The sequence below is a fragment of the Pseudoxanthomonas sp. CF385 genome, assembly GCF_900104255.1.
GTDB lineage: Bacteria > Pseudomonadota > Gammaproteobacteria > Xanthomonadales > Xanthomonadaceae > Pseudoxanthomonas_A.
This window is the reverse complement of the sequence record NZ_FNKZ01000001.1, coordinates 720,792-744,723: the sequence shown is the minus strand read 5'-3', so window position 1 is coordinate 744,723 and position 23,932 is coordinate 720,792. Positions and strand designations below refer to the sequence as shown.

At 68.1% G+C, this 23,932-nt stretch carries 8 protein-coding genes; 2 read left to right on the top strand and 6 right to left on the bottom strand.

All coding sequences use genetic code 11. The features are described 5' to 3' along the window. Window positions 1-74: 74 nt before the first annotated feature. Both BLT45_RS03190 and BLT45_RS03185 read right to left on the bottom strand, forming a co-directional pair. Window positions 75-3,122 (bottom strand): TonB-dependent receptor, encoded by a 3,048-nt coding sequence (locus tag BLT45_RS03190; RefSeq protein ID WP_093295074.1) that lies wholly within the window; start codon window positions 3,120-3,122, stop codon window positions 75-77. Window positions 3,123-3,478: 356 nt separating this feature from the next. Continuing rightward, the gene (locus BLT45_RS03185; protein ID WP_093295072.1) at window positions 3,479-4,489 is read right to left on the bottom strand and encodes a LacI family DNA-binding transcriptional regulator; all 1,011 of its coding nucleotides are present in this window, start codon (window positions 4,487-4,489) and stop codon (window positions 3,479-3,481) included. Window positions 4,490-4,917: 428 nt separating this feature from the next. Between BLT45_RS03185 and BLT45_RS03180 the strand changes: the two genes are divergently transcribed. Continuing rightward, window positions 4,918-6,288 (top strand): glycoside hydrolase family 30 protein, encoded by a 1,371-nt coding sequence (locus tag BLT45_RS03180; RefSeq protein ID WP_093298420.1) that lies wholly within the window; start codon window positions 4,918-4,920, stop codon window positions 6,286-6,288. Between the two features lie 6 nt (window positions 6,289-6,294). After that, complete coding sequence (locus BLT45_RS03175) at window positions 6,295-7,119, top strand: polysaccharide deacetylase family protein (protein WP_093295069.1); 825 nt, start codon at window positions 6,295-6,297, stop codon at window positions 7,117-7,119. Here the strand turns inward: BLT45_RS03175 and BLT45_RS03170 are convergent. The 4 genes from BLT45_RS03170 to BLT45_RS03155 all read right to left on the bottom strand — a co-directional run bounded on the left by BLT45_RS03170 (window position 7,116) and on the right by BLT45_RS03155 (window position 23,353). After that, window positions 7,116-9,251, bottom strand: coding sequence for a TonB-dependent receptor family protein (locus BLT45_RS03170; RefSeq protein WP_093295066.1), 2,136 nt, complete (start codon window positions 9,249-9,251; stop codon window positions 7,116-7,118). The genes BLT45_RS03175 and BLT45_RS03170 overlap by 4 nt on opposite strands. 103 nt (window positions 9,252-9,354) lie before the next feature. Next, window positions 9,355-10,356, bottom strand: a complete 1,002-nt coding sequence (locus tag BLT45_RS03165) for an OmpA family protein (protein ID WP_093295063.1) — start codon at window positions 10,354-10,356, stop codon at window positions 9,355-9,357. Between the two features lie 11 nt (window positions 10,357-10,367). Then, complete coding sequence (locus tag BLT45_RS03160) at window positions 10,368-13,778, bottom strand: TonB-dependent receptor (RefSeq protein WP_093295060.1); 3,411 nt, start codon at window positions 13,776-13,778, stop codon at window positions 10,368-10,370. Continuing rightward, complete coding sequence (locus BLT45_RS03155) at window positions 13,775-23,353, bottom strand: SdrD B-like domain-containing protein (protein ID WP_175455710.1); 9,579 nt, start codon at window positions 23,351-23,353, stop codon at window positions 13,775-13,777. Before BLT45_RS03155 ends, BLT45_RS03160 begins: the two co-directional genes overlap by 4 nt. Window positions 23,354-23,932: the final 579 nt, after the last annotated feature.

Sequence of the window (23,932 nt, the reverse complement as noted above, 5' to 3'; positions counted from 1 at the left end):
CCAAAGCCGCTGGAAACCAGCGGCTTTGGCGATGCTGCCCGGACCCATCCCGGATCCGGGCATGCCGTCGAACGTCAGCGGAAGTTGTAGCGGAAACCGAGCATGTAGCGGGGACCGGTCTGGGTGCCGTAGAACAGGATGTTCTTGTGGCGCTCGCTGAGTCGGGCGGTCTCATCCGTGAGGTTGATGCCCTCGAACTGGACCGTGAAGCGATCGTTGAACTTGTAGCCGACGCTCAGATCCCACTGGCCATACTCTTCCACGTACACCGGGTTGTTCTTGGCGACGTCGGCGGCATCGCCGTCGTACTGGCTGTTGAGGAACTTGTCGCGCCAGTTGTAGGCCAGGCGTACCTGCCACGGCCCCTTGTCGTAGAAGCCCACCAGGTTGGCCGAATCGCTCAGGCCGATCAGCACCTGCTGCGGTCCCTTCGCATTGTTGTCGTACGAAAGGCTGTCGCTGTCGACGATGGTGTAGTTGGCCGCGACACCGAAGCCGCTGTCGCCGAACATGTGCTGCAGGCTGAGTTCGAAGCCGTTGAGGGTATGCGAACCCGCGTTGCCGGGGATGGTGATGTTGTACACCGTCAGCGGGTCGCCCTCGATGCCGGTGATCTCGCCATTGGTCCCCGCCGTGCTGTCCACGCCCGGCTGGCCATCGAAGTTGTCGAAGATGTACTGCCGGATGCAGCCCACGTCCGCGCTGCCGCACCCACCGGCACCGATGGCGGCGTTCCAGTACGCGCCGCCGACCGGCGTGGGCAGGCTGAACAACGTGTCCTGGAACGAACCCGCGCCGCTGTCGATGTAGTTGGAGATGTTCTTGCGGTAGTAGCCCACCGAGAAGTAACTGGCCTCGGCGTAGTACCACTCGTACGACAGGTCGATGTTCTTCGACAGCAGCGGCTTCAGGTTCGGATTGCCCGAGTTGCCGCTACCGCCGTTGATGCGCAGCAACGGACTGACAGTCTGCCCGCCCTGGATGTCCTGCCAGCCGGGACGGCCGAGCGAGTGGCCGTAGCTGGCACGCAGCACCATGTCCTCGGTCAGCTCGAAGCTGGCGTCGATGTTCGGCAGGAAGTAATCGTACTCGCCGGTCATGGTGGTGAACGACTTGTCGCCCATGTCGGTGAAGAACTCGTTGTCCGCCACCCAGCGCACGAGGACAGGCGTATCCACCTGGGCCGCGGATTCGATCTCGGTCTTCTCGTACCGCACGCCGATCGCCAGATTGATGGGGATCCGCGTCTCCCAGCTGGTGCTGTACTGCAGGTAGGCGCTGCGGGTCTTCTCGGTCGTGCGCAGATCGGCGCGGTTGTAATTGTCCGGGGCCCGGGCCAGGTCCGGCCTGCCCGTGAAGTCGCCTACGGCGCGGCGCATGGCCTCGTAGTCGAAGACCAGGAACTGGCTGTTGAAGCGCGGATCGTTGTACCCCGGGAACGCATCGAAGTACCGCGACATGTTGTCGATCTGCCAGAGGTTGTCGGCAAAGTCGGAGGCATTCCCGATGCCGCCCCAGTCCGCCGCTTCGTTGATGCCCCACGCGGTCCGGTTCTTGACCTCGGTATTGGCCACGCCGAACTTGAGGTCGGAGAAGTCGCCGAACTTGAAGGTGCCGCTCAGCTGGCCCTGGTCGACCTCACCACGCGAATAGCCGTTCACGAACTGGCGACCGGTCGGACGCGCCTGCGACGGATCCACCCCGCTGACGCCCGGCGCCAGCGTGTAGCTGAGGATCGGCAGTTCGCCATCGAAGTACACCGTGGTGTCGCCACGGACCCAGGCGGCGGTACCGATGTTGCCCTGCGAACCCCACTCGCTGTCGGGCGACAGTTCCGCCGTGGAGCGGTGATAGTCGAACGCCAGATCCAGCGCGTCCGTCACTTCCCATTCGACGTTGAAGCCGACCGACTCGTTCTCGGCCTTCGTCGCGCTGATGCCACCCGCCATCGCCAGGTCGCTGCAGCCCTCGTAGGTGCCGTTCGCGTTCTGCGTGCCGGTGCAGGGGATGAGTTCACGGTAGAACACCGGGCCGGCGGCGGGGCCGTCGGTCCAGGCGCTTTCCTGGCCGACGAAGTTGAACCACACCGACATCTCGTTCCGCTGCTGCTGGATCTTGTTCTCGGAATACGTGTAGTCCAGCGTCGTGGTGATGCGATCCGTGGGTGCCCACTGCAGGGTCACCTGGCCGTTGGTGCGCTGCCGCTGGATGCCGTTGACGCTGTAGTTGAGGTTCTGCGGCACCGAGTACAGATCGGTCGGGCCCGGCAGGTTGTCGTTGCCCGGCGTTCCCGGCGCGATCGCGCCCCAGCCGCCCTCACCGCCGAAATGCGTGCGCCAGCCGGCGGTCACGCCGACCTGGCTGAAGCCGCTGTCGCGTTCCTGGTAGCTGCCGGTCACGGCGATGCCGAACTTACCGTCGGCGAACGTCTGGCTGAAAATGCCGGACATTTCGGGGGTGTAATCGTCCCCCTGCATGATCTTGGGCAGATTGTCGTTCGACGTATCGTGGACGGTCTTCACGCCCAGGTTCAGCAGCGGTCCGCTTTCCAGCGGACGGACCGTCTTGATGTTGATCGTCGCGCCGATGCCGCCGGTCGGGTTGGAGGCCAGGCCGGTCTTGTAGACCTCGATGCCCGACACCGCTTCCGATGCCAGGTTGGCGAAATCGAACGCGCGCGAGTTGGATGCCGAGAAACCATTCAACAGCGCACCGGGCATCTGGCGGCCATTGAGCAGCACCAGGTTGTGGTCCGGCCCGATGCCGCGCACGGTGACCTTTGAGCCTTCGCCGCTGGGCGTGCGATCGATCGACACACCGCTGATGCGCTGCAGCGACTCGGCCAGGTTGGTGTCGGGGAACTTGCCGATGTCTTCGGCCACGATGCCGTCGACGACGCCCTGCGCATCGCGCTTGAGGTTCATCGAGGACTCGAGGCTGGCGCGGATGCCTTTCACCACGACCGTATCGAGCGTCGTGGGGTCGGCCTCACTGGCCGTCGTGGATGGCGTGGCGGTGGCGCTCTGCGGCTCTGCCTGCTGGGCCCAGGCGGGAGCCGCCATGGCGATCAGCAATGCGGACGTAAGCACCCGCTTCCTTGGAACGGACTGCACTTGCTTCATGGACTTTCCCCTCTCCGGAAATTCACGAATAGCGTGGTGATCTGAGTTGGCGTGACGTGCTCGAGGCCCCCATGTCCTCTCACATTGGGCCGCATTGGACGCGCGATTGACAGCGTTGTCAACTTTCAGTGATTTGAGCGAGCGAGCGCCGAAAACCCCTTGTTTTCAGCTGTATTGTCCATGTTGCGGCGCAGCTGAAATCGTTTTCCATTCTTTGCGCGACACGATCGCATGGAAGAAATTTTTCGCGTGATCGCTCGGAAGGTTTTCGATTGGTATGGCGTTCGGGCCACGACGACGGGCACGGCGGCGCATCGCGATGGACGCGATCTTCGACCAGGAACAGGTCGCGGATGTCAGCGTCGCGTGGGCGACTGGGTCGATTCGCGGAAGACGACCTCGTGCTCCACATGCACCATGCCGCCGGCCTCCGCCGCACGGATGCGCGCGAGCAGCTGGAGAGTGGCCAGGCGGCCCATTTCCGAGGTGGGCTGGCGCACGGTGGTCAGGGCCGGATAGATATGGCGCGCGATCGGGGTGTCGTCGAAACCGCATACGGAAATATCGCGCGGCACGGCCAGGCCGCGTTCGCAGGCGGCGCGGATGACGCCGGCCGCCATGTCGTCGTTGGCGGCGAAGATCGCCGTGGGCGGTCGCTTGAGGTCCATCAGGCGGTTGCCCGCCTCGATGCCCGACTCGAACGAGAAGGCGCCCTGCACCACGAGGTCTTCGTCGTAGTCCAGGCCCGCCTTCCGCAAGGCTTCGCGATACCCCTTGAAGCGCCACTGGCAGGCGCCATGCGCAGGCGGCCCCTTGATGTGGGCGATCCGGCGATGCCCCTGCGCCACCAGTCCCGCCATCAGTTCGAGCACGGCCGCGGTCTCGTCCATCGACACGCCGATGCGGTCCTGCGGGTGCTTGGGCGCGATGCAGGCGAAGGGCACCTCGTGCTGCTCGAGGAATTCCAGCACCGGCGGATCGTCGGTCAGCGGCGGGATCAGCACGACACCATCGGGCGCGAAGTGCTCGAACACCACCTTCAGGTCTTCGGCCTTGCGCTGCTTGGCCGATCCCACCGGCGCGAGCACCAGGTTGTAGTGGTTGTCCCGGCAGGCGTCGAGCATGCCGCTCTGGATTTCCATCAGGTAGTTGCGCGACGGATTGTTGTAGACCAGCGCGATGACGTAGGAACGCTGCCCGGCGAGGCTGCGTGCGGACAGGTTGGGCCGGTACTGCAGCTTCTCCACCGCCTTCATGACGCGCTGGCGCATCTCGTCGCGCACGTTCGGCTCGTTGTTGAGCACGCGCGACACCGTCTTCATGGATACGCCGGCGGCGGCGGCCACGTCCTCGATCCGACTACGCATTCGGCTGCTCCCGCTCCACTCCGCACATCCTCCTGGCAAGACCCCGGATTCTGACAGCGACGCCCGTTCCCTGGATACCGCAGCGCGCGCCTGCGCGTTGCGGTGCCTCCCGACCCCCGCGATCCGCGCGTGCGATGCGCGCAAATCGTTGTTGCAAAGCAGCACATCATTGCGGTGGATGCGCGACGCGATGCGCACTGCATCGCGCGTTCCGCCGCCGAACGCCGCCTGCGGTTGACACCAAGATGTACCAACGGTATGACAGCGCTGTCAACTACCGCGCGTCCGGCATGTCGATGCCGGCGCCGCATCCACCCTCGAGAGGCACCACGATGCAATCCACCCGCATGTTCGCCGCCGTCGCGCTGGGCGTGACGATGGCCGCCGGCCTGACGCATGCCGTTGCCGCGCAACCCCGGGAGACCCCCATGCCGACGTCGGCCACCGTCACCATCTACACCACCGCGCAGGACACCGGGCAGCGCCTGGCCAGGACGGGCACCGCGACGCTCCAGCCGGGACACAAGCTGACGGAGGTCGAGAATTCGATCTTCGTCGATCCGGCCAAGCGCTTCCAGTCGGTGCTGGGCATCGGCGGCGCGATCACCGACTCCACCGCCGAGGTGTACGCCACGCTGTCGCCGGAGAAGCGCGCGGAGTTCATGAAGGCGTACTACGACAAGGACGCCGGCATCGGCTACTCGCTGGCGCGCACCACCATCCACAGCTCGGATTTCAGCTCGGCCAGCTACACCTACGTGAAGGAAGGCGACAAGGCGTTGGCATCGTTCTCCATCGACCATGACCGCCAGGCCCGCCTCCCGATGATCAAGCAGGCCATCGCGGCCGCGGGCGGAGACCTGCCGCTGTTCGCGAGCCCGTGGAGCGCGCCGGCCTTCATGAAGACCAACAAGCACATGCTGCGCGGCGGCGCGCTGCTGCCCGAGTACCGCCAGGCGTGGGCGAACTACTTCGTCAAGTTCATCCAGGCGTACGAGAAGGAAGGCATCCCGATCTGGGGCATCACCGTGCAGAACGAGCCGATGGCCACCCAGACCTGGGAGTCGATGCTCTACACGGCGGAAGAGGAGCGCGATTTCCTCAAGGACTACCTCGGCCCGACGATGCACAAGGCGGGCTTCGCCGACAAGAAGATCATCGTGTGGGACCACAACCGCGACATGATGCTGTACCGCGCGCAGGTGATCCTCGGCGATCCGGAAGCCGCGAAGTACGCATGGGGCCTGGGCTTCCACTGGTACGAGACCTGGGCCGGTTTCGATCCGATGTTTCGCAACGTGGCCGCGGTGACGCAGGCCTTCCCCGACAAGCCGGTGCTGCTCACCGAGGCCGCGGTGGAGAAGTTCGACCCCGCGCGCTACCAGCACTGGCCGAACGCGGAACGCTACGGCACGTCGATGATCAACGACTTCAACAACGGATCCGTGGGCTGGACCGACTGGAACATGCTGCTCGACGAAAAGGGCGGCCCCAATCACGTGGGCAATTACTGCTTTTCGCCCCTGCATGCCAACACGCGCACCGGTGAACTGATCTACACGCCCAGCTATTACTACATCGGCCACTTCTCGAAGTTCATCCGCCCGGACGCGCGCCGCGTCAGCGCCGCGACCAGCCGCAGCACCCTGCTGGCGACGTCCTTCGTCAATCCGGACGGGCGCCTGGCCACGGTGGTGATGAACCCGACCGACAAGGAGATCGCGTACAACTTCTATGTCGGCCAGGCCTCGGCCGTGGTCACGATCCCCGCGCGCGCGATCCAGACGCTGGTGAACTGAGCCACGATGGCCCGGCATCGCGCCGTCGCATGCGGATGGACGCTGGCGCTGATGCTGGCGGCCGGGCATGCGGCGGCCGCGGAGCCGTTCGCGTGGCCCGACGGCAGGCGCGCCGCGGTCAGCCTCGCCTACGACGATGCGCTGCCCTCGCAGCTGGACCACGCGATCCCGGCGCTGGATCGGCAGGGGCTGAAGGGCAGCTTCTATCTCACCCTGGCATCGGACACGCTGCTTACGCGCCGGCAGGCGTGGGTGGACGCCGCCCGCCATGGCCATGAACTCGGCAACCACAGCCTGTTCCACCAGTGCAGGTCGTCCCTGCCCGATCGCGCCTGGGTGCCGGCACACCGCGATCTCGACACCACCTCCGTCGCGCAGATGGCCGACCAGGTGCGCCTGGCCAACGTCATGCTGGCCGCGCTGGACGGACGCACCGTACGGACGATGACCGTGCCCTGTGGCGACACCCAGGCGCAGGACGGCAACTACATCGATGCGGTGTCGTCGGAGTTCGTCGGCATCAAGCTCGGCCAGGGCGGCGTGGTGGCGGACATGGCGCGCCTCGACCCCGCCGCCGTACCGGTCGATGTGCCGGTGGAAGTCACCGGCGAACAGCTGATCGCGCGCGTGGAGGAAGCCGCACGGCGCGGCACGCTCGTCAGCTTCACCTTCCACGGCATCGGCGGCGACTACCTGTCGGTATCGAACGAAGCACACGACGCGTTGCTGCGGCACCTTGCCGCGCATCCCGACGTGTACTGGGTGGCGCCCTTCGTGGACATCATGCAGCACGTCGCGCGCGTGCGTGCCGTCCGGAATACCGATCCCTAGTCCCGGATGGCGGCCCAGTGCCAGCGAGCGCCCAGGGTTAACGCGCGTCCCGCGCCCGGCTCGTAGAAACGTCCGTTGCCTTCGTTGACGATCACCGACCCGATGTGGGAGCGATCCATCGCATTGTCGATGCGGGCGAACACCTGCAGGCGTCCGCTCGCCCACGACCAGGCGCGTCCCGCCTCCAGATGCAGCAGGCCGTAACCCGGTGCACGTTCGCTGCCGGTATCGTTGACGGTGACGTCGTCCACGCCCACCAGCTGTACCGCGGCCTGCCAGCGCGCGCCCTGCCAGTGCAACCGCATCGACGCTTGTTGCTTCGCGATGCCGGGAATGCGCGTCCCGGCCGCGACCTGCACGCCCGGCGTGGTGCAGCCCGCGGCGGTACAGATCGGGAAGCTGTCGCGGAACGTCGCATCCAGCCACGTGTAGGCGAACTGCAGCTGCCAGGCATCGCCCATCGGGATGTCCGACTGGACTTCCAATCCCTGCCGGCGCGCCGCGCCGACGTTGCGATAGCTGCTGCGGCCCCCGACATTGCGCGCCACGGCCAGTTCGTCGTCGGTGTCGGCACGGAACACGGCCGCTTCGAGCGTATGGCCGCCGGCCGCGCGCCACTTCGTTCCCAGTTCGATATTGCGGCTGACGGCCGGGCGGAGGTCGAAGGCCAGGCCGGCGGCACCGTCGGCGCGATAGCCCACTTCGTTGAAGGTCGGCGTCTCGAAGCCGCGGCCCACCGATGCGTACACGCGCAGGGTATCGCGCGGCGCGAACACCACGCCCGCCACCGGCATGACACGGTCGTAGGTGACCCGCCCGCTGTCGTCGGGATTGGCGGCGGTGACGTATGCGTCTTCTGACGTGAAGGTGATGCGGCTGCGACGCGCGCCCGCCAGCAACGACCAGCGCGGCGCGAAGCGCCACCAGGCCTGCAGGTACTGGTCCGCGTTCTCCACTTCGTTGCGCTCGTCGCGACGCAACGCGCCGCGCACGCCCAGTGCCGAACCGACGAAGTTCTCGTAGCCGCGCCGATGCTGTCGCTGGCGATCGGCATTGGCGCCGGCCGTGAACTCGACGGGCTGGTCGGCGATGCGCCCTTCCCACGACCAGCGCAGGTCGGCGCCGCCGTACGTATTGTCCAGATCGATCACGCCACCGGAATTCAGCGGATTGGCCTGCGCCGCGACCGGCAGCGCGAGGAACTGTTCGACGTCGCGCTGACCGCCGTACCCCATCACCCGCAGTCGGTGTCCGTCGCCGAAGGGCTGGGTGTACACCGCGCCCAGCTGGTCCTGGCCGACCGACTTGCGCGTATTGAACGTGAGGGCCACCGGCGATGCCTGTCGTGGCGACTGCCAGGCCTGGGCACGCGTCAGGCCGAGCGGATCCTGCGCGTCGGGCGCATCGAAATGATTGGCGACCAGGTCCAGCGTACCGGTGCCGGGACGCAGGCGCAGCAGCACGTTCAACGACTCGCGGCGCGCGGCGGCGTGATCGCGGTAGCCCTGCGTGTCGAGCACCGAGGCCGCGACGTTGTAGCCCATCGTGTCGCCCGCGCCGCGCAGGCGCGCGCCCAGCAGGTAGGTGTCGTGGCTCGCCGCGCTGGCCTGCAGCCGCGCGTCGCGCCCTGCGTCGGGCAGATCGCTCCAGGCCTGGATCACGCCACCGGACGAATTGCCGTGCAAGGCGGAGAACGGACCGCGCAGCACCTCCACGCGATCCGCGCCGAGCATGCTGAAGTGCGACACCTGCCCCTGCCCGTCCGGCATCGTCGCCGGCACGCCATCGGCGTACAGCCGCACGCCGCGCACACCGAACGTGGAGCGCGCGCCGAACCCGCGGATCGACAACTGGGTGTCCTGGGCCAGGTTCTGCCGTTCGCGGGCCTGGACGCCCGCCACGCCATCGAGCGTCTCCGACAAGGCGGACTGCGTGCGCGTACCGCCATCGCCCAGCGCGATGACGTCGATCGACGCGGGCGTGTCGAACGCGGTGACGGTGTCGAGCCGCGTGGCGGTCACCACCACGCGGTCAAGGGTTTCGGCCGCGGGCACCACGCCGTCAACGGCGATTGCCGCAGGCGAATGAAGCGCGCCGCCCACCAGCCACCAGAACCTCGACGTCGCACGCATGCAGGAAACCGGACCGGATACGAACGGAGGTCCGATTCTCCCACAACTTCCCGCGCGCCCCGCGCCGGGACGTCCTCGCCCTACGATGCGCTGACCCTGTCGGTCAGCGCGCGACCTTCAATCGCACTTCGACGCGACGGTTGGGGATCAGGCATTCGCGCAGCGCGGCCTGCGGCTTCACGCCGTCGCACTGCTGGACCTGCTCGCCATCGCCCTTGAAGCTGTAGGTCACGTGGGTCGCATCGATGCCGCGTTCGATCAGCAGCGCGCGCACGGTCTGCGCGCGACGCTCGGACAGCGCCTGGTTGTAGTCGTGGCCGCGGCCCTGCAGGCGATCGGCATGGCCCACCAGCTCGATGCCGGCCAGGGTCAGGCCTTCCTCGCGCACGTGGGCCAGTTCGCGATCCAGGCTCTGCAACGAGTAAGCGCGGATGTCGGTGCGACCGGAGCGGTCGAACTCGAACAGCACGTTCGCCGTCAGCACCGTGTCCGCGGGCAGCCCGGCGGGCGTGGCCGGCGTGGCACCGCACTGGCGCGACAGCGCTTCGGCATCGCTCACCCAGTCTTCGGCGATCTGGATGTACGGCTTGGCGTGGCGCCACTGCTGCTGGTTGAACTCGTTGCCGGCGTGGACCAGTTCCACTTCGCCGCACGCGACGGCCTGCTGCGCGCAGGCGAACCCGGGGGTGCCGTGGATCGCGCCCAGGCGCTTCCACAGGTCCTCGCGCACGCGCGCGGCGCCATTGACCAGCGGCGTATCGGTCGGCAGCGGCGAGACGCCCTGCTCCATGCCCACGATGAGTTTCTCGGACTCGGTCAGCGCTTCCTGCGGGAAGGCGCTGCGGTCATTGCGCGAATACTCGTGGAAGGAGACGTCCAGCCAGCACTGCGCTTTCGACAGGTGGTAGTCGCGGACCGGACGGCCGCCGTCGTTCAAGGCCTGGATGCGGCCCTGGGTGTGCTCGTAGCCCGACAGGTCGGCATGGATCGCCTCGTCGGTGATGCGGTCGCGCGCCGGCGTCAGCTGCGTCTGCTGCGCATGCGCGGTGGAAACGAGGCCAGCCAGCACGGCGGCGCACAGAAGGGAGGTTTTCGTGTGGGTCATGTCGGTAATCCTCAGCGCACCGGATCGCGGTAGCGGGCGTCTTCCCTGCGGAAGAGGTCTTCGTCGAACTTGAAGCGCAGGCGGATGAACGCGCCCTGCTGCGTGTACTCGTAACCGGTCAGGTCGTCGTCGCCGCGGAAGCCGGTGGCGTTGTAGCCCACCGACAGCCACAGGTTCTGCCGCAACAGGCGGCCCACTTCCATGCCGAACGCATACTGGTTGGCGCCGTCCTGACCGCGGAACGTCGAGCCCAGCACGCCGATGTCCCAGTTCTCGGTGATGTCGTAGACGATGCGGCCGGACAGCAGCACGGCGTTGAAGTCGTCGTCGACGCGACCGGTGTCGGCGTAGAAGAAGCTGTCCTGCTGCCACTTCGCCGCCACCCGCCCGGTCAGCCACCACGGACGCGACGGATGCCAGTCCGCGTGCGCCGAGACGATGTGCGCACTGCTGCGGATGTCCTGGCCGGTGTCCGAGCCGAAGCCGGAACCGTCCATGCCGCTCTCGTCCTTCTCCAGCTTGTACTCGTAGCGGGCCAGCGCGTTGACGCGGTTGGTGTCGGTGTCGCGGTAGGCCGCGCCGATCTGGAAGCGGTCCTGCAACACGTCGCCGCGCGCGTCGTACTCAGTGCGCAACAGGTAGTTGCGCGCCAGCAGCGTCCAGTCGCGGCTCAACTTGCGCGCGGCCAGGAACTGCAGCAGCGTGGTGTTGTAGGCCTCGTTGGTCGGTGTGCCGGCGACGTCGTCGGAGATCCGGTGCTCCAGGCGCACGTTGCCGCGCCACAGCGGATTGGCGCTGTAGTCCAGCGCGAAGCCGATGCCGGTGGAGTCGCCGATGTTCCCCGAGATGACGTTGGTGTGCTCCAGCGTCGTATCCAGGCGCAGGCCCTCGCGCAGGTCCCAGCGGTTGCGCATGCCCGAGGCGGCCTGGATGTCGCGGCCGGCGATGGCATCGCGCAGGCGGTACTCGGAGAACAGCTGCGTGTCTTTGATGAAGCTGGTGTCCACGCCCAGTGCCACCGTGTCCGCCTCGCGCCCGTCCTGGGTCAGGCCGTTCACACCGCTGATGCCGGTCTGCTTCTCGTAGCGGCCGTAGATGCGGCTGCGTTCGCGCAACTGGTAGTCCATGCCCAGCGCCACGCGGTTGCGGTCCTCGCCGTGGATGTCCTGCTCCACTTCGCCGCCGAGGCTGAAGCGATCGCTGGCGCGGTAGCCCAGGCCGATGCGCAGCATGTCCGACGACAGCTCGGTGCCCACCGGCAGGCCAGTGGCCACATCGTTGGGGTTGCCGCTGCTGATGATCGGCAGGCCGGTCAGCGGATCCAGCGGTTGCTGGCCGTAGCCGAGCGCGCCCCCGCCGGAACCGGTGGCGTAACCGCCCGTGAGGCCACCGATGTTGCCGTAGCCGCTGCTGGTGGCCCACGTGTAGTACGCGCCGACCGTCTCGCGGATGGCGCGATAGCCGACATCCAAGGTGAGCCGGTCGGTGAGCTTCACGCGCGTGCCCGCACTGGCGGCATCGCGTTCGCCGCCATCGGGGTTGCGGTCCTCGCTGCGCAGGCCTTCGGCATACAACTCGAAGCGCTCGTTGACGCGCCAGCGCGTGGTCAGGCTGTACTCGCCGCGGCCGCCGTACAGCGGCGAGGCCGGGTTGTTGAACGCCGGATCGGACTGGCCGGCGAACAGCTTCAGGCTCAGCGCTTCGCCCGCATGGCCCAGCTCGACGCGCCACGCATCGCCTTCCACCAATCCGCTCAGGCCCTGCAGTCCCGGCGTGCCGTACTGGTTGACGCTGTTGGTGTTGACCTCGCTGCGCGTACGCGCGGCTTCGGCCACCAGCCAGGTGTTGGCGCCGAGCTTGTAGCCGATGTTGGCGCTGCCCATTTCGAACGCCGCGAAGGGATTGCGGTCGTCGACGTAGGAACCGCCGATCTCACCGCGTTCGCCCACGCGCAGCTGCGCGTCCGCGCCCAGCACCAGAAACTTCTCGGTGCCCTGGTCCAGTTCGTAGGTGATGCGCAGCGATACCGGATTGAGGTCGCTGTCGAAGGAAGGCAGGAAGCTGTTGAGCAGGATGCGGCCGGAGAACGGCTCGAAGCTGTAGTCGACCAGCCGGCCCAGCGGACGCACCGAGACGATGCGCGACGGCTGGTTGCGATCGCGCACGACCACCTCCACCCGCTCGCTGCCTTCCAGCACCGCGTTGTTGCGCAGGCCGTAGGGGCCGCTGCCGGCGGCCGGCAGTTCCTCGATGACCTGGCGCAGCGAGTCCTCGATGGCGAAGACGTTGCCGCGTACGCGCGCATTCTCGAAATGCCAGCCCAGGCCGGTCGCGGTGCGGTTGTAGGTACCCAGCACGCGCGGGCCTGCCCGCATGCCGAAATCCACGCCGGTCTGGGTGGCGATGTTGTCGCCGGTCTGGAAATCGCCGTACAGCAGGTAGCTGCGGTCCTTGTCCACGCGCACGTACAGGCGCTCGGCCGAGCGCGCATCGAAGCCGCGCAACGACGCATCGCCGTACACCGGGTAGAACTCCTCCGGCTGGATGTCGCGCAGCAGGCGCGCCCGCACGTCCTTGTCCGAGTCGTAGGCCGCGGTCAGCAGGTACTCGCCCTTGATCGTGCCCTTGACGAAGAACGCGGCGCGCGCGGCACCATTGGCCTTGCCGTTGTTGAACTTCTTCTCCCAGCGCCGGATCTCGCGCTCGAAGCCATCGCCCTGCTGGGTGCCGTTGATCAGGCTGTCGCCCTTGCGGCGGAAGTTGATGACGCCCTCGATCAGGCCCGTGGCGATCAGCTCGCGCATCTCCGGCACGAAGCCGATCACGCCCTCGGCACTGTGGCCGCCCGAGGTCACCCGCAACAGCACGTCCTGCGGGTCGTGCGGTGCCAGCAGTTCGAATTCCGCGCGACCGTTGTGCACCGGCAACTGGATGCCGGGCGTGACGTCGTCGGCGTCGAGGCGACCCGGACCGAATTCATCCGTGCGGCCATCGGCCAGCTTGATGCGGCCGCCGCTGTGCTCGATGGTGGCGAAAGCGTCGCCGGCCATCGGCTTGCCATCGGCACCGTACAGCTGCACGACGACCTTCACCGGCGACTGCCCGTCGGCGGGCACGCCATCGCGGTCGACCTCGACCACGACGCGGTCCACGCCCGCGTTGACGCTGTAGTCGACGTTGCCGGGCTGTGCGTACAACGGTTGCGGCGCGCGGTCCCGCGATTCGGGCGACTGCGGATAGAGCGGCGTGGCCTGGCCGAGGACTGGCGTGAAACGCTGGTCGCCGGACACGGCCTGCGCCTGTACCAGCGCCGGCGTCACCGCCAGGGCCAGCGCCAGCGCGAGGGGGTGGAACGAAGGACGCGATGCGCGCATGGCACGGGATTCCATGAAGGTCGACGGACGCGGGGCGGAGCGGCTCATGGCTGCACCTCCCCGTTGCGCATGTCATCCGTGCCGGTCGGCGCGCTCGTCGTAGGCCTGGGTTCGACGATCGGCCGCTGGTTGGCCGAGTCGGTGCCCTGCTGCGGGGCACGCGCCGGCTTGCTCTCGAAACGCAGCGGCTGCTGGTTGCGCTCGGTTTCCGGCGCGCGGATCTCGCCCTGCGTGCGGCGCGCCTTGACCTGCTCGATCACCGGGTTGGAGCAGCTGCCTTCGATGAAGTCGGCGCGGTGCAGCTCGCCGTTCTTGAGGTCGATGAACAGGCTGTCCGCGTCGCCCAGGTTGCGGTTGCTGCTGGTGGTCAGGCGCGAACCCACGGGCAGGGTCGACGGATCGACCTTCAGCGTGTGGCTCTTCGGCGGCAGGCCGCAGTAGCTGTACTTGCCTTCCGAGTCGCTCACCATCCAGGTGCCATCCTCGAAGTACATGCGTACGCCGGGGATGCCGAGTTCTTCCTTGTCCTGCACGTGGTTGACGTTGCAGTCCACGAAGATCTTGCCCAGCACGCAGCCTTCATCGGCGAACACGCCGCCGCTGATGATCACGCGGTACTCGGCCGGGTTGGACGGCACCACGCCCCCGTTCGGGTACGGCGTCAGCGTGGTCGGGTCGACGCAGCCGCCGTCGATCGAGCAGCCATGGGCGCGCGCACGGTTGATGCCGTCGCCCTGCTGGCTGCCCACGCCGACGCGCACGCGGTACGTCAGCACCTTCTGCTGGCCGACCGCGAGCGCACCGACGTCGAACACCAGCGTCGGGCCCGGTTTGCCGAGCGGATTGTCGATGCCGGCGCCGTCGACGCGCGCGGTACCGTCGATGTAGGTGAAGCCGTGCGGCAGGCGGTCGATGACGTTGACCGTGCCCATCGCCGCACCCGCGGTCTGGCGGATGGTGATCGTGTAGACCAGGCTGTCACCCACTTCCACCGTCTTGCGGTCGCCGGTCTTGGTGATGACCAGGCCGGGCGCGATCTGCGGGTCCAGCGGGATATGGTTGTGCACCGGCACCGCCACGCCCGAGCCCAGGGTCAGCTCCAGGTAGTACGTCGTCGACGTGCCCACCGGGCCGGTCGGCGCGGTCGCATTCGTCTGCACCGGGTAGCCTTCGCCCGGCGTGGACGGCGGCGTCAGCGACGAGGTTTCCGCCGGGATCATGCCGGACTCGAACGCGTAACCCGCCGGCGGCGTCACCGCCAGCTGGAAGCGGCACGTCGCGGGCGCGTCCGGACCCAGCAGGAACTGGTAGAAGCCTTCCGCACCCACCGTCATCGATATCGACGTGCCCTGCACCGTGTAACCCCCCAGCGCGGCGTTCAGCACGTGCTGCTCGGGCGTATAGCCGGCACAGGTGCCGATCGGCGTCAGGGTGACGCGCGAACCGGGGACCGGCGTGCGCGTCGTCGCGTCGTAGACCACGCCGCCGGGATTCAGCGGCAGGCTCTGCTGCGGCAGGTTCGCACCCGGCGCCAGCACGACGGCCAGGTGCGTGTTGCCGCCCTCGTTGCTGCGGCAGGAGCTGGCGGTGCCGTTGGCGATGGCGGTGTTCGCATCGCACGGCACCGGCGCACCGGCGATCGTGTCGCCGCTGACCGGCAGGCCCCACACCACGCCCGTGGCCGGGTCGCGGAAGCGGATGCTCAGCGGCACGCCGGGCACCTGGTCGGCGATCGAGTACGTGCCATCGACACCGGCGGTCGCCGACCCGACGACCTGGCCGCCTGCGTTCACGACTTCGACGATCCAGCCGGACAGGCGGCGATCACCGCCGTCGATGCGGCCGAAGTCGCTGCCCTGGTCGAACCACACCGTGCCCGACACCGAGGCCGACAACTGCACCGGCGTGGGCAGGCGGCACACGTTCTGGGTGATCGCCGGGTCGCACACTGGCAGGTCGCCCGGGTTGCCTTCGAAGTCGGCGCGTTCGTCCGGCGTCGGCGTGCGGAACTCGTTCTCGCCGCCGCCTTCGACGATCACCGCGTTGTTCACCGGCGATCCCGTCGCGGCGGAAGCCGCCACGCGCACCTGCGCGATGATGCTGTCGGCCGACGTCGCGCCCGCGGCGATCACCGTGCTGCTGGCGCAGCGGAAACGGTCTTCGCCCGGTGCCGCGGTGCAGGTCCAGCCCGCGCCCGCGGGTGCCGCGGCGAGCGTCAGCCCGGTGGGCAGGCGGTCTTCCACCACGTATTCGCCCGCGCTGGGCTGCTGCCCGATGTTGCGTACGCGCAGCGTGTAGGTGGCCGTGTTGTTGACCGTGAAGATGGCCGGCGTGGCGGTCTTGCTGACCACCAGGTCGGGCGAATCGCCGATCTCGCCGAAGTTGTTGTCGACCGACTCGCCACCCGGCGGCAGCACGATGCCGCTGATCGCCGACGGCGTGGTCGTCACCGGCGTCGCGGTGCCGACGACGGTGCCGTCGAGGGTGCCCGCGCTGGTGATGCCGTTGAGCGTCTCCGCCGGCTGCGTGGGTTCGGTCACGGTGTACGTGCCCGGACGCAGATCGTCGAAACGGTAGCGGCCATCGGCATCGGTGGTGACGGTGACGTTGACGGCCTGGCCCAGGTCGTCGGTGCCGGTCAGCACCACCTGCACGTTCGCGTAGCCACCCTCGCCCGCATCGATCACGCCGTTGTTGTTGCCGTCGTTGTAGACACGGCCGCTGATCGCACCGGCCGGCACTTCGCCGAAGTCGTTGCCGCTGACGTCCTCGCCCACGCCCAGTGTGATGGCGCTGATGACGGAAGGCGTGGAGGTCGGCGGCGTCGCGGTGCCCCCCCCGGTGCCGGCGTTCGTGATGCCGTTCAACGTACCCGCGGGCTGCTCGGGTTCGGTGATGGTGTACGTGCCCGGCGGCAGTTCGGTGAAGGCGTAGGTGCCATCCGGCTGCGTGGTCACTTCGCGGGTGATGGTGTTGCCGGCCAGGTCGGTGCCGCTGAGGCGCACGACCACATTGCCGATGCCGGTTTCGGACGGATCGATGACGCCGTCGTTGTCGGCATCACGCCACACGCGGCCGCCGATGGAACTGTTGAGCGGGATCTCGCCGAAGTTGTTGCCGATCGAGCTCGCGCCCGGCGTGGTCAGGTCGATCGCACTGATCGCGCTGGGCACGGTGGTGATCGGCGTGGCGGTGCCCGACGGCGTGCCACCGATCGTGCCGGCCACGGTCTGACCGTTGCTGGTGCCGGCCGGCTGCGTGGGCTCGGTCACCGTGTAGGTGCCCGGACGCAGGCCTTCGAACGTGTAGTCGCCGTTGGCGTCGGTGGTGGTGCTGAGCGAGACCTCCGCGCCGGTGTCGTCGGTGCCGGTCAGCGTGATGGTCACGCCGTCGATGCCGGTCTCCGCCGCGCCGGACTGGGCACCGTCGTTGTTGGCATCGAAGAACACGCGGCCGGACAGCGCCACGCCCAAGGTCTCGCCGAAGTTGTTGCCGATCGACGCGCCGCCCGCAGGCAGCACGATGCCCGACACCGCGCTCGGCACGGTGGCCACCGGCGTGGCGGTGCCGCTGGGGCTGCCGCCGATCGTGCCGGCCACGGTGGTGCCGTTGATCGTGGTCACGCCGCCCACCACGGGCTGCGCGGTCTGCTCACTGACGGTATAGGTGCCCGCCAGCAGATCGTCGAAACGGTAGTTGCCGTTGGCGTCGGTGACGATCGCGGCCACCGCATTGCCCAGCGCATCCACGGTGCCGGCCGGCAGCGACACGCTGACGCCGGCGATGCCGTTCTCGCCCGCATCGCGCACGCCGTTGTTGTTCGCATCGAGCCACACGTTGCCCGACAGCGATGCCGCGCGCTCGCCGAAGTCGTTGCCGCTGGAACCGCTCGCCGGCAGGTTGGTGACGACGATGGTGTTGGTCGGATTTTCCTGGCCGTTCGCCAGCCCGGTCGGCTGGGTTTCGACGATGCGGTAGTTCTGGCCGGTGATCGCACCGCCATAGCTGTAGCCGCCGTTCGCGTCGGTGGTCAGGGTGACCGGCGGCAGGTCGTCCGGCGTGCCGAACACGCCATCCGGGCCCGCGCCTTCGATCACCACGGTGACGCCGGGGATACCCGGTTCGCCCGCGTCGCGGTCGCCGTCGTCATCGCGGTCCAGGTACACCGTGCCGCTGATGATCGCGTTGGCGAGTTCGCCGAACAGATAGCCGGTCGCCGCCTGGCCTGCGTTGATCGCGATGCCGTCGATGACGTTCGCGGTGGTCGCCGTGCCCGGCGTGGCCGCGTTGCCCGGCGCATGCCGGCCGTCGATGTAACCGGTGGGCTGCGTTTCGGTGATCGTGTACGTGGTGCCGGCCTGCGGCGGCAGCAGGTCGCGGAACACGTACGCGCCGCTCGCGTTGGTCTGCACGGTGACGTTGACCGCGTTGCCCAGCCGGTCGGTGCCGGTCAGCGTGAGCGTCACGTTGGCGATCGGGTTCTCGCCGCCGTCGAAGCTGCCGTTGTTGTTGTTGGCTGGCGTGGTCGAGAAATCCTCGAACACCGCGCCCGCCAGCGAACCCAGCGTTTCGCCGAAGTCACGACCCGTCACGCCCACGGACGGCAGCGCGTTGACGTCGATGACGTTGGTGGCGTTCTCGGTGCCGTTGCCGTAGCCGTCCGGCTGCGTCTCGGTCACCCGGTAGTTCTGCCCGACCACGAGACCGGTGAACTGGTACGCACCGTTGACATCGGTCTGCAGCGTCACCGGCGCCGGATCGTCGCCGTTGCCGAAGATGCCGTCGGCGCCCGCGCCGGTCAGCGTCACAGTCACGCCCTGCAGGCCACCGTTGGGACGCGAGTGCGTCGCGCCCGCGTCGCCGGCGTCGAAGTCGCCGTTGCCGTTGCGATCGACGTAGACGCTGCCGCTGATGCCGGCCACGGCGTCTTCGCCGAAGTTGAACACGGTGCCGTCCGTGCCGGCGCCGAGGTCGATGGCGCTGATGCGGTCGGTCGTCGCGGCATCACCGCCGACACCGGTGCCCGGCGTACAGCCGGTGGCGCATGCCACGCCGCCGATCAGGCCGGCGTTCACTGCCGTCTGGCGGTTCTGGTAATTGCCGGCGGGCAGGGCCTCGCGCAGCGTGTAGACGATCAGCGGATCCAGGTTGGTGAAGCTGTAGGCGCCGGACGCATTGGTCGTGGTGGTCGCCACCACGGCACCGGTGCCGGCGTTCAACAGTTCGACCGTCGCGCCCGCGATGGCGCCGTCGCTGCCTTCGCGCATGTTGCTGAAGTTGCCGTCGATGTAGACGAAGCCCGACAGCGAGGGACGGCGCACTTCCGGGAAGTTGTAGCGCACGCCGGTGTCGTTGGCGCCGACCGGGATGGCGGCGATCACCGAGTTCGGGGAGCCCGCGCTGTAGGTGCCGCCCACGGACGGCTCGCTGCCGCCCGTGGTGGGCAGTGCGGACGGACTGTTCACATAGCCGGCCGGCTGCGTCTGCGTCAGCGTGTAGCCCGAGGCGTTCGCCGGCGACAGGTCGGTGAAGCTGTAGGTACCGCCCGTGGCCGTGACCGCGGTGCGGCTGACGGCATTGCCGTAGGCATCGGTGCCGGTCAGCGTGATGGTCACGCCGGCGATGCCGGGTTCGGTACCGACACCCTGGTGGGTACCGCCGTTGGCGCCCGCGCGATTGCGATCCTGGAACACCACGCCGGCCAGCGACGAACGGGTGACGAGGATGTCCTCGGTGCCCGTGTTGTTGCCCTGGTTCGGATCCACCTGCTCGGTGGTGATGCTGGTGGTGTTGATCTGCGCCGCGACGCCGGGATAGGTGGTCCAGCGCACCGGGATGACGACGCGGACCTTGCCGGTCACCGTCATGTCGCCCAGGCGGCAGGTCAGCGCCAGTCCGACGGCCGTGCAGGCGCCGGTGCCGTTGGGCACTTCGTCGCCGCCGGCGGGCGGACCCTTCTTCTGCCACGTGGCGCTGCCGAGGATTTCCAGGCCCGCCGGCAGGGTGTCGGCGATCACCGTACCCGTGCCGTTCAACGGACTGGTGCCGGTGCGGTCGCGCGACAGGCTGGCACCGGGACCGTTGTTGGCGCCCTCGATCACCCAGTAGAACGGCTGGCGCAAGGCCACCGTCGTCGCCGGCGACGCGGGCAACGCGACATCGGGGTCGCTGTTCGGCAATTCGGTGAACACGTGCTTGGTCACGCCGACGTCGGCGCGGGCACGGATCGAGGTCTGCTCGTCGACGCTGTTGTCGGCGGTGTTCAGATCGGTTTCGGCGCCCGACACGTCCACGTAGTTGCGGGCGGTGTCGCCGCTGGCGCCGGGCGGCGTCTCGTAGCGGTACTGCACGTAGACGTAGCTGGTCGCGTTCACGCCGAGGATACCGGCCGTGTCGCTGGCGCCGAAGCCCGCGCCCGGCACGTCGCAATCGATGACCAGTCCGGTATCGGCGGGCGTCGTGCCGGTGCCGGTGAACGGATTCGCCGAAGAGACCGTGCAGCCCGCCGTGCTGAAGCCGGCGGACGGACCGCCGATGGGGCCCGGTGCGATGCCCATGAAACGCACCTGGCGTCCGTTCGGCACGCGGTAGGTGTCGTGGATGCGGACGTTCGTCGCCACGGACGGACCGACGTTCCGCACCGAGATGCGATAGGTGATCAGGTTGTTGGCGGGATTGAGGGCGTCGTAGCCCAGCGGGTCGACGCCGCCGGTGAACCCGAGATCGGTCTTGTTGACGATCAGGTCGGCCACGCCCTGCTGGAACGTCAGCGAGGCGGTCTTCTGGTCGTCGGCCGCCGACGTGTCGGTGTTGTAGTCGTACGCGCCGTTGGCGTCGCTGCCGGTCGCGCCGCCCGCGATGCTGAAGCCCGCGATGTTGTCGAACTGGCGTCCGGCGGGATTGTTGCCGCTGTTGACGTTCGGGCGGATGGTCACCCGCAGGTCTTCGCCCTGCCGGTGCGACATCGACAGCGCAGGGCATTCGATCGCCAGCTGCAGCGGTGCGCCGGTGGGGTTGGCGTACGACATGCCGCCCGCGGTGTTGATGGCGGTGAGGCCACCTGCCGGCGTCGCCGTACAGGCCACCGTGCCGGGGGTGCGCGTGGCCGACACGAGCACGAAGCCGGCATCGTTCGCGGGAATCGTGAAGGTGTCGCGGAAGACCACGCCAGGCACGGACGCCGTACCTTCGTTGAGGTAGGACATCACGTACTGGGTGTTCACGCCCGCGCGGCCGACATTACCGGTGGTGATGTTCTTGGCGGTGGTGCGGATGTTCGCTTCGCGCTCGATGCGCACCCAGTCGCTGGCCTGGTTGTTGGCGCCGTTGACCTCGCCGACCGAGTCCGGCACGGCCGGGTCCACCGCCACGCCGGCGGTGTTGCAGAACGCACCGGACGCGGGCGCGCCCGCGCCACAGCTGCCCGGGCTCTGGCCGACGCTGTCGAACAGCGGGCGGGAGACGGTGATGACGATGTCGGCGAACGCACCGGGCGCCAGCGCCGTCGCGTTCGAACGGCAGACGATCGAGGCGCCGCTGACCGGGCAGTTCCAGCCGGCGGGCGCACTGACCGAGATGCCCGTGCTGGGCAGGCCGTTGGAGGCCGGCACGAAGCCGGGCAGCGTGTCGTTGACCACGATGCCGGTGGCGGGCACCGCATCGGTGATGGCCAGGTTGGTGACGCGCAGCGTGTAGGTGAAGCTGTCCACGCCGACGGCGATCGTGTTGTCGCCCGCGCCCGGCGCGTTGGTCCACTTCTCGAGCTGCAGGTCGACGCGATCGTTGGTCGTGCGCGTGCCGTCGCCGGCGCAGTCGTTGGTCGTGTTGCGGTCTTCGTCGATGCTGCCGGTGAGCGGCTCGAGCGAGCCGCCGGAACCGCCGGTGCAGGCGTTGTTGGTCAGCGCGATGTCGGCCGTGCGGGCGCGCGTGATGATGCGCAGGTCCGGTGCGTCCTGGTTCCTCGCCAGCGGATAGCGGGACGGATCCAGGTCGCAGGTGACGACCTGGGTCGGGCCGCCGGCATTCCACGCCGGGGGCGCGACCGAGCAGGTCCACTCGCCCGTGTTGCCGCCGCTGACGTATTCCTCGCCCGGCGCGAGCGTATCCACCACGCGGACATTGCCGGTGGCGGCGCGCGGACCGTAGTTGTGCACCGCGATGGTCGACGTCATGCGGCTGTCGCTGTCGTCGCCGGTGCCCGGCCAGATCGCGACCAGCGCCGGCGCCTTGCTCTTCGCCAGTCCCAGGTCGGCGCCATCCGGCACGACGCTGAAGGTGGTGCTGCCGGTGTTGTTCGTCGACACCGCGTCGGCCGTGTCCGACGTCACCGTGGCCGTGTTGGTCACGTTGCCGCTGCTGTTGGCGCCGTTGGACGGCACCGTCGCCTGGATCGTGAAGTTGACGATGGAGCCCACCGCCAGATCGCCCGCAAGCACGCAGCCGCGCACCGTGTCGCCCGCGCTGGTGGTGCAGGTCCAGCCCGCGGGCTGGTTGCCGCCGGTGACGAGGAAGCCGGCGGGCAGGGTATCGGTCCAGCGCGGGTTGGTCGCCGCGCTGGGGCCCAGGTTGCGGACCTGGATGTTGAAGGTGATCGGTTCGCCCGCGATCGCCGGCGCCGGATTGGCGCTCTTGCTGATCATCAGGTCGGCACCGGGCGTGACCGGCGTGGTCACGTCCGCGGTGTTGTTGCCCACGTTCGGATCGGGCATCGCGCCCGCGTTCACCACCGCTGCATTGGTGATGTTGCCGCTGCCGACGTTGACCTTGGCGCGGAAACTGAAGGAACTGCTGGCGCCGTTGGCGAGCGAGCCGGCATGGGTCGCCGTCATCGTGCCCGTGTTGAACGTCCAACCGGTTCCCAGGAAGCTGCCGGCCACGAGGCTGACGCCGGCGGGCAGCGTGTCCACGACATTGAAGCCGGCCGATGCATCGGGGCCGTCGTTGAATACCTGCAGCGTGTACGTCACTTCACCGCCGCCGATCACCGGCGAAGGCGTCGCCGATTTGACCAGACGCAGATCGCCGGACTGCTGCAGGGTGGTGCCCTGGCTCAGGTGATTGTTGTCGGTGTCGCTGTCGCTGCCGTAGAAGGGGTGCGTCGGCGACAACGCGTTGAGCGATTCGCCTGCGCCGGGCAGCGCGCCGGCGAAGCCGACCGCACCGTGGATCTGCACGGTACCGGCCGTCATCCCGGCGGTATTCATCTGGATATCGAAAGCGGCCGACGACGACGCCTGCGTCAGCGTGGGGATGTCGCAGCGGATCCGCACCGGCGAACCGCCCAGGCTCGCGCAGAAGGCGGGCAACGGGGCCGGGGTTGCGCCGGCGGGCAGGTCGAACAGCGCAACGGCATCGGAGACCGTATCGATATCGCCGTTTTCGACCACCACGTGATAGACGACCTGCCCTCCTACGGGGGTCGGGTCGTAACCGGTGTCGGACAGGTTGCTGATCTGCAGGTCGGCGCCCCATGCCGCAGGCGCCAGGCAGCTCAGCGCGAAGAAGGCCAGCCGTCGCCATGACCGGGACGTCCGCGATGCGGTTCGCGCAGGGAACTCGTGGGGTAATTCAGATTTCGCACGTACGCACGCAGCGACACCTGCCGCCGGGCCAGATTGCTTCATCACTTCGGATTTCCCCTGTACCGCACCCATCGCCGTCCGCGATGCCAGCTCTTCAACCCGGCCTTTCAGGCGCCTGGGATCACGAAAAGCGGTGCGTAGATCAAACTTTATGCGTCCGGCAAAGCACGACCGCATACCCCGACTACGGGACAAATTGTGTAATTCGAATCACACATGGTCAAGACGACCGTCACAAATGTGAGGTGATTCATGAAGGTGAATGAAGAGCCGGAACGCCACCATCCGTCGCAATGGCGGCGGAGACCCTTGCCCCACCGACGTTTCCGGCGCGATCCGGACCGAGTCCTCGCAGGTCCTGACCCGCGGGTAGGCCGTCGCGCGCAGGTCGTTGGCGGGTCGATGCAGGCGCGGCGGGGCGGGCGGCTGATCTCCCGTGCGGGATTTTCTCGGGATTGAAGCGAAGGATCTCGCCAACGGAAGCGGAGCGAAACGCCTGACGCGTGCCGGTGTTCGGCTCGCCGGTCACTCGCTGCTCCTCGGCACCGGACGCCGCCTGTAACCGCGCATCCGTTTCGGCGCCGTCCCCGCATTGCGATGTGTGTGGAGCGCAGTGAAGAA